Genomic DNA, 7,545 nt, shown 5'->3' on the forward strand with positions numbered 1-7,545 from the left:
TGCTGCTTCATCAACTCCATCTCAGTGGGAAGCTGATCGCCAGCATTGAAGACACCGCTCTCGATCTGAGACCGAATGATGTCCGCCAGCTGAATATGAAGTGGAGTTCTACCAGGCTGAATCATGCGTCTCCTCATGGCGAGTTTCTTGCTGGATTCTGCAACAATGGTGTAGCGTGTGCGCTTTTGAGGACCTTGGTGGATCGATCCGGCTTTGGTTGAAGAGATCGCCGATTTGTTGGAGGGGACGTTCCAGCCCTAGCCGCACCCCGCTTCTCGCGCAAGCCTGCCGACCTTGTTCTAGCATTCCGCACCAGTCTTCTCGGCGGCCGGTGGCTTCTCTCTCGCGCCGCACGACTCGCATCAAAAACTCTGTTCAGTTAACGGTCACGAGATGCGAAGCAAAAAACATGCCCGGCACAGCTAGGCTTAAATTACAAGCGGTTTGGGGTTCTTCATAGTTTTGCGGGTACACGTGTCGCATCCGAGGCGCCGAAAACGTCACGATGGCGACAGGCTGCCGGCCTCCGCTAGCCGAGGACATGCGCGGTCAGGATAGTCAGGGCGAACGGCTCCACGGAGCTTTGGCTGCCGTCTGGAGCGCGACCAACCGGCCTGATCCATCACTTCTGTTATGTCGGCAATGGTGTCATCCCTCCGAGATCGGACCAAACCATCAGGCTCGAAACGGTCTCGTTCGGCACGCAAAGCCCATAAACTTCCGCCTTCGCGCGATGCCGAAGTCGGCTCGTCGAACAGCAGGATATCAGGCCTGCGATGCAGCCGTTTTCGAGATACATCTTCTGCTGGTTGCCCCCGACAGCAGGCGGGCCGCTCTATCGGGTCTGCGAGCCCACCTCGCTATCAAGGCTCGGGTAGTTTGCGCGCGGACACGCCAACGTCATCGTGAATGCCACTCCATTTTTGCTGATGGGGTTGTCTAATCGCGGTGGGCACGTCAAGTATCTTTGCGCTCGGAAATGCGTTGGCCGGGTACACGGTTGTCTTCGCGGTCGACATCGGTCGCCGCATGATGGAGATTCGCGGGACGAGCCTTCAATGTGGATTAGCACTTTGCTGAGTCAGCGGTGCAACCCCATCAGCGGAATGGCTCGGCTCACGTCCCGGCAGGGACGCCTCAGGCGTTCAGATTCTGAACGCTATCCGGATTTACGTTGTGGCTCCTGCATTCGGATAAAGAGCTCGCCGGTTTTAAGCATCGTATGCATTATCACCGCCAGTTTGCGCGCCACAGCCACGGCAGCTCTTTTGAAGCCGATCCTCTCCCGGGCTGGAGACCCCATGTCCGCAGGGTGCTCTCGTTTGAGCTACGCGTCAGAATATCCGACGCCGCTTCGTAGAGAAGCCCTCGCAAATGGCGGCCGCGTCGGGATATGTGGCCGTCATAATCGACTTCTCCGGATTGGTAGCGGCGCGTCGTGAGGCCTATCCAGGCGCCAACAGATCGGGACGTCTTGAAGTTGTCCGGATATTCAATGGCAGTGGCGAACGAGGTGGCGGTGATGGTGCCGACGCCGGGGGTCGACATGAGTAGCGGCATGCCCCTCTCTGACGTGCATCTGCGACGAGCTGGCGCCTAAGCTCAGCGGCACGGATGCGAATGCCGCGCCATGTCTCCAACATCGGCAGCACGATAAGAGCAAGTCCCTCGTGATCGATCGAATGTGGTTCCCTTACCTGCAGGCACGAGCAGGCCGAACGTTTCCATGAGTCCACGAACCTGGTTGGAAAGTTCGGTGGTGATCCGGACCAGCCGGGTGCGTGCCGCCACGAGCGTGCGGGTCAGCGTGCAGTCAAATCCTTTCACCCGCACCTGACGGAAGAACCCCACCTGCAAGATGCGCCAAACCGTCGGCGTCGTTCGCGTCGGTCTTGTTCGGCGCCATATCGAGCGCAGCCTTGGCAGGGCGAGCATCGATGCAGATCGCTGGCAGCCTTTCCGCACGTAGCGCGTGATAGAACCAGACGGAAAGGGGGCCAGTCTCGAACACCACGCGTTTGGCGGCTGGCGCCCGCTTACGGATAAGCTCGGCAATGATCTTCGGATCAGAGGCGCACTTCCCGCGCCAGACGCGCTTGCCTTCACGTGGAATCGACACCGCCGTCTCTTTCATCGACACGTCGAGACCGATATATTCTTCCATGGCTGTTCTCCATCAGATGCTTGGCCCCGGCGTCAGGTCGTGAGCCCGTATTTCCATCTTATCGGGGAACAGCCAACTTCCAAGGATATGATTGATTCTCTGGCGACTCGCTCCCGCGATTACCCCATGTGGATGCCAGCCTTCTTCGACGGCATCGCAATGTGCCGTGCGCCAGGATAAGCCGTGGAAAGGAGAACGATACAACCTGAAACCTTTCTCAGCGATCCAGCAGGTTCAACTCCTGCCCGGTAAAGGCGCAGCCCGCCAGCCGGAAGCGAGTCTTGCGTGGGCGTCGGCAACGGTGCCCATGAAGCGTAGACGGCAGGTGATAAAGCGGTGATGTAAGCCTCGAAATGCGAACGTGATGACGCCTTCGGTGTGGCACACCCGGGGGCAGGACCTGCAATCCCCCGGGAGCGCTACGGCGAACACGAACAGGCAGGACCCTTCGGACCCGGCTGGCGAAAACAATAAGCCGAAGGGCATGCGGTGCGGGAAGTCGGAGCGCCCTCATAGTACCGTCGAAAGCGGGGAACCGTGGCCAGCGGAACCCGGTCGAGGGAAGGGGGGCGTCACATGTCAGACCCACTGACGGGAAACATCGGAGGGGACCCTGAGCCCCACAAACATGTCCACAAAACAGCAGTGGATAGCCGAACAGGCGAGGGAGCACCCGGACCGGGTGCTTACGTCCCTGCACCACCTGATCGACCTTGAATGGATGTTCGAGGCGTGGGCCCTGACGCGCAAGGATAGGGCGGCGGGCATCGACGGGCGCACGGCTGCCGACTATGAGAGGGATTTGGAGGTGAACCTTGAAAGCCTCCTGTCGCGGATCAAGTCGGGCAGCTATCGCGCGCCGCCGGTGCGGCGTCACTACATACCGAAAGCAGATGGGTCGAAACGTCCTCTGGGCATTTCAACCATTGAAGACAAGGTGGCGCAACGGGCGATCTTGATGGTTCTGGAGCCGATCTACGAGCAGGACTTTCTGGACTGTTCTTTCGGCTTTCGGCCGGACCGTTCTGCTCATGATGCCTTGCGCCGATTGTGCGTGGCATCATGGGACAGCGACAGTATTGGGTGATTGATGCGGATATCTCGAAGTACTTCGACAGCATCGATCACAAGCATCTGCGATCCTTCCTCGATCTGCGGATCACAGACGGCGTCATTCGACGCATGATCGACAAATGGCTGAAAGCAGGAGTACTCGAAGGAGGTTCCCTGCAAAACTCGGTGACTGGACCCCGCAGGGAGGCGTGATTAGCCCGCTTCTCGCGAACATCTTTCTGCACCATGTGCTGGACGAATGTTTCGTGGAGGTGGCGCAACCGCGCCTTTCCGGGCGGACCCAACTGGTGCGTTATGCTGATGACTTCGTCATACCCCTAGAAGACCCGGAGAGCGGCAAGCGCATGCTTGGCGTTCTGGGCAGACGTCTTGCCAAGTACGGGCTCACGCTCCATGTGGACAAGACGCATTACGTGGACTTCCGGCCCCATCGATTGAAGGGGCTACAACACCCTGCGACGGACGCAACAACGTTCAACTTCCTTGGCTTTACCCATGTTTGGGGAAGGTCGCGGAAGGGCAACCGCGTTGTTCGCCAAGTCACGGCCAAGGATCGTTACGCGCGGTCGCTGAAGGCGATTTGGCGCTGGTGCAAGACCTATCGGCACCTGACGCTCAAGCAGCAGCACGAGTACTTGGTAAGGTGATGTGGGGCCACTATGCCTATTACGGGATCACGGGAAATGCGAAACGTCTGAACTGGTACCACTACCAGGTCGGGCGCATTTGGAAGCGATGGCTGGGAAGCCGGAGCCAGAAGGATGCCTTTACCTGGGCCCGAATGCAGGGACTACTCGACAGGTATCCGTTGCCGCCAGCCAAGATTGTCCGTCAGTGGCGCAGTCCATGAGCGAAACTGGCCTGTGAGGAGCCGGATGCGGGAAATCTGCACGTCCGGATCTGTGGGGGGCGGGGATCGGCAACGACCCCGCCTACCCGACAAGATGGTGGTGTTGGATTCACCAAGAAAGGGGAGGAGATCCATGCGTGAAGTTACCATCATTGGCGTTGAAGTCCGGATCCTCAAGCCCTACCCTGTCCGTCAGGTCTCAACGTGATCATTTTCCGCCCCAGATCATCGCCCGCTTTGTGGCTGTCTTTCCTGTTCCGCTGAGCCTGCGCCAACGGTCGGAAATGGTGTGGTCGACCAATCGATCAAGTCGACTGCACGCTGAAGTATCGCCTTGGTCTGAGCAAGCGTGGGTGAAACGGCGAAGACACATCCCAGGGAGTCTTGGTAATCTCCTTTCCTAACGATCGGTGTCTTGGGTTTAACATAAATTTTGACATCGGCGACACCTGGTACAGCAGCCGCCCGACTGACGCCACTGATCCAATCCAGGGTGCCATCGCGATCAGGAAGCAGGGACCGCCAAGCCGCAATGTGCGAATGCATTCTGCGCAAATCCCATTCCTCGCCGATGACAAGCTTGAGGTGCTCGGTGATGAGATCGATACCGTAAGCCAGCTGAACCGGTTGAGGAGTGCCACCAAGACGCGGATTAACTTCAATGACGACTGGGCCACGCTTGGTCCACCGGAGTTCAATGCAGGATGGCCCCCAGCCAAGGCCGAGAGCTTGCAAACAGCTCAACGAAACATCGGCTATACGCTCATGCTCGTCATCAGTCAGCGGTGCCGGAAAGATGCCCTCACTATAGACGAAATGCGGTGGGGGGCCGAAGCCAGCGGCCTCAATCCCAATGACCTCATTTCCCATTATAATAGCCGCATAATGGGAGCCTCGTGCGAATTCTTCGACTAATATCTTCGGCGAAGACCGCCATACGTGCTTCCCGCCCAACAGATAGGTTGTATGTTCGGCCAACTCGTCGACGTCGCGGCACAATCGGACACCGGTGCTACCGTTGCCGACCGCTGGCTTAACAACCACCGGCAGACCGATCTCCGTGGCAGCGCGTTCAACCTCCGCCGCATTTTCTGCCAAGCGATAAGCAGGGATTGGAACGCCGGCCTCCGCGAGGAGTTGACGTTGAGTGAATTTATCGCAGCATCGTTCAATCGATGCCGGGTTAGGCCCCGGCAGATCGAAACGGCGACAGAGTTTGGCAACTCTCGCGCAGACCCACTCTTTGGCGCAGGTAATGCCAGCAATCTCATAAGTCGTCCATAGCCGGGAACATTCGCGGATCAGCGCATCGAGATCGTCTGTATGGACCCGGATTGCCTCAATGCTTTCCGTCTCAAGACAGTCGTACTGAGCTGGATCAGCTGACAAGATAATTGGCCGAAGTCCAAGTCGCTGGGCCGCTTGGACATATAGCAAACCATTACCCGTTGGATCACCTTCCACCAAAATGAGTGCTCTTCTTGCCATGGGCCGTCGACCCTCCATAATGTACTGCACGGCAGTCGAGGTAATCGCCCTCATATTTTTCCGCCGGGCTGACCTCAGACATTGTAGTGAACGTACCATCGTCGCCGATTTGCGGTTGTTAAGATTCTATAAATTTACATAAAATCCTGCCTAGCCAGTTGGGCATCTCAAAAAACCTCGCCAAGTCGGCCGATGTCTGATTCACTTCGCCTGTGATTTGCGCGGAGGCAATGGGTGCGGGACAGGCCTATCTGCAGCTGAGCACAGCGCTCACAAGCCTCCGTAAAACAGCCGAAGGTGCAGGCAGCAGGAACTCCGGAATGGCGAACAGCCGTCCGGCGTATTCCCATATGCTTAGAGTCGGACTCGAAAAGAGCTCAATGATAGCAATATCTTGAGAGACGGCGCGTGATGAGGCGTATGTGGGCGATCATGATCCACGCCTCGGCGGAAGCGACGGATTTCTCGAAGTCCTTCGCCAGCCTTCTGCATCTGCCGAGCCATGCGAAGGTCCGTTCAACGACCCATCTGCGCGGTAGAACCTCGAAGCCCTTTTTGAGGCAGTCTCTTAGAAACAGGATGATAGTCGCGAGCGGCAAGAACCAAGCTAACGCGAGGTCGCCGCAGGAATTCTCAGTCCAAGCTTACGGAGTTGCCGGGGAGTTTTGTCGGATCGAGTTCCGATGGGTTCGGCCGATCGACCACGGAAGACCGCAAGGTCGTGTCATGCTTTGCCTATCTTCCATGCACTTAATGCAACGGTTCTGATATCATGCCTTTGGGCCCCTTTTGCGTATGGAGAACAGTCTGTAGATCGCGCTCATGTGAGGGTAGGTGCCGAACCCGAGAAGTACGGACTCGAGATCGTTTGCGAGGATGATTTCCGAGAGCAGATCGTCCCGATGGCCACTGGGGAAGCCTAAGAGCATGCTGCCCGACTCTGTTAGGAATTCTGGGCCTTGCGATAGAAAGCGGCTGAGCATTCTATAACCCGGATCGATGGCTCCTCGTTCGAGGTCGTCCCGATACTCATAGTCATCCGGCGCATAGTCCGACGGACAGTTCCAGAATATAAAATCGAATTTTCGGCGGGGCGGAATATTGGAAAAGATGTCGCTTTCGATTACCTCGACATTGTCGATGCCATTTCTTGCAGCATTTTCTAACGTGTTCGCGACCGCCCTAGGATCGATATCACAGGCAACCAAGGACAAGGCGCCGAGTTTCGCGAGGTACAGTCCAGGGAGGCCGAAGCCGCAGCCGATCTCCAGGATTCTTTTCCCGACAACAGGAGGAAAATTCTCTGTATACCAACGCCAACCCTGGAATTCATGTGGTGAAAGCACGCCCTCGTTTACGACCATTTCTAGGCCAAATTCATGTATATACAGCGGAAAAGTGTGCTGCTGGCTGCGTTTTATCTTTGTCCGGATCTGGTCTATGTCCGTCATATTACTGCCCTCCGAACTAAGTACAATAGACGCTGCGAACGGTCCGCAGCCATTGTAAGAATCGGTATCACAGATAAAAACCTCCGTAGATTCTCGTTCGTGCTTAGCTGGCTCAGATCGATCTTGGCACTTCCTATCGCTTCTTTCCAAAGCCGCCACAAACGGCTCGCAGCGCGACCTCCTCATTGTTCACGGCTGGCTATTTACGCGCGGCAAATGTTTCGTTTCAGGTCTCCGGTGACGCGATAGTGGTCCGGCTGCCGATGCGTTGGCCGTCAGTTGTCGACCTGTAAAGCTTGATGTCGCCAGCCTGCCGGAGGAGTTATTCCGATAGCACGCCGATTTTCGCCACTTTGCTTCGGGCGGCAGGCGCTGAATGATTGCGTTGCCGCGTTGTTCGAATGGCTTCACCAACCCACCTCCCATGGCCGGGGCTTGCCGTGGAAAACCACCGCGCGAACGCCGGCCGGAACGCGGCCGAGACGCTGAACGTCCAACTTGTACGAACACAGTTGACC

The 7,545-nt window shown here is 57.2% G+C and carries 6 protein-coding genes and 2 pseudogenes; 4 read left to right on the plus strand and 4 right to left on the minus strand.

Going from position 1 to position 7,545, the window contains the following annotated elements; all coding sequences use genetic code 11:
• On the plus strand, window positions 1-221 hold a 221-nt coding region (locus tag EOA85_RS39170; RefSeq protein ID WP_245485938.1), incomplete at its 5' end, for a hypothetical protein.
• Between the two features lie 938 nt (window positions 222-1,159).
• On the opposite strand, the pseudogene EOA85_RS21935 reads toward EOA85_RS39170, so the two are convergent.
• Window positions 1,160-2,164 (minus strand): annotated as a pseudogene (locus tag EOA85_RS21935) (IS110 family transposase).
• Between the two features lie 628 nt (window positions 2,165-2,792).
• On the opposite strand from EOA85_RS21935, the gene EOA85_RS39175 reads away from it, so the two are divergent.
• The 3 genes from EOA85_RS39175 to EOA85_RS39185 are packed head-to-tail and all read left to right on the plus strand — an operon-like array spanning window position 2,793 to window position 3,885.
• Window positions 2,793-3,251 carry a reverse transcriptase domain-containing protein gene (locus EOA85_RS39175; RefSeq protein ID WP_245485939.1) on the plus strand — a complete coding sequence of 153 codons (459 nt, stop codon included), beginning with the start codon at window positions 2,793-2,795 and terminating at the stop codon, window positions 3,249-3,251.
• Complete coding sequence (locus tag EOA85_RS39180) at window positions 3,248-3,430, plus strand: hypothetical protein (protein ID WP_245485941.1); 183 nt, start codon at window positions 3,248-3,250, stop codon at window positions 3,428-3,430. Before EOA85_RS39175 ends, EOA85_RS39180 begins: the two co-directional genes overlap by 4 nt.
• The gene (locus EOA85_RS39185) at window positions 3,427-3,885 is read left to right on the plus strand and encodes a reverse transcriptase domain-containing protein (RefSeq protein WP_245485943.1); all 459 of its coding nucleotides are present in this window, start codon (window positions 3,427-3,429) and stop codon (window positions 3,883-3,885) included. The genes EOA85_RS39180 and EOA85_RS39185 overlap by 4 nt, the downstream gene beginning before the upstream one ends.
• Before the next feature lie 428 nt (window positions 3,886-4,313).
• On the opposite strand, the gene EOA85_RS21945 is transcribed toward EOA85_RS39185, so the two are convergent.
• The 3 genes and pseudogenes from EOA85_RS21945 to EOA85_RS21955 form a co-directional block, all read right to left on the minus strand.
• The gene (locus EOA85_RS21945; protein ID WP_127211148.1) at window positions 4,314-5,576 is read right to left on the minus strand and encodes an acetyl-CoA carboxylase biotin carboxylase subunit family protein; all 1,263 of its coding nucleotides are present in this window, start codon (window positions 5,574-5,576) and stop codon (window positions 4,314-4,316) included.
• A gap of 377 nt (window positions 5,577-5,953) precedes the next feature.
• Window positions 5,954-6,130 (minus strand): annotated as a pseudogene (locus EOA85_RS21950) (transposase); the annotation flags it as partial.
• Window positions 6,131-6,346: 216 nt separating this feature from the next.
• Window positions 6,347-7,027 (minus strand): methyltransferase, encoded by a 681-nt coding sequence (locus EOA85_RS21955; RefSeq protein ID WP_127211149.1) that lies wholly within the window; start codon window positions 7,025-7,027, stop codon window positions 6,347-6,349.
• Window positions 7,028-7,545: the final 518 nt, after the last annotated feature.

Origin of the sequence: Mesorhizobium sp. M5C.F.Ca.IN.020.29.1.1 (assembly GCF_003997375.1) — a bacterium.
GTDB classification, from domain to species: Bacteria; Pseudomonadota; Alphaproteobacteria; order Rhizobiales; family Rhizobiaceae; genus Mesorhizobium; species Mesorhizobium wenxiniae.

Bases quoted from the DNA above. Each gene is read 5' to 3' on its own strand.
- EOA85_RS21955 (WP_127211149.1), bottom strand. From the start codon at position 7,027: ATGACGGACATAGACCAGATCCGGACAAAGATAAAACGCAGCCAGCAG.
- EOA85_RS21945 (WP_127211148.1), bottom strand. From the start codon at position 5,576: ATGGCAAGAAGAGCACTCATTTTGGTGGAAGGTGATCCAACGGGTAAT.
- EOA85_RS39175 (WP_245485939.1), top strand. From the start codon at position 2,793: ATGTCCACAAAACAGCAGTGGATAGCCGAACAGGCGAGGGAGCACCCG.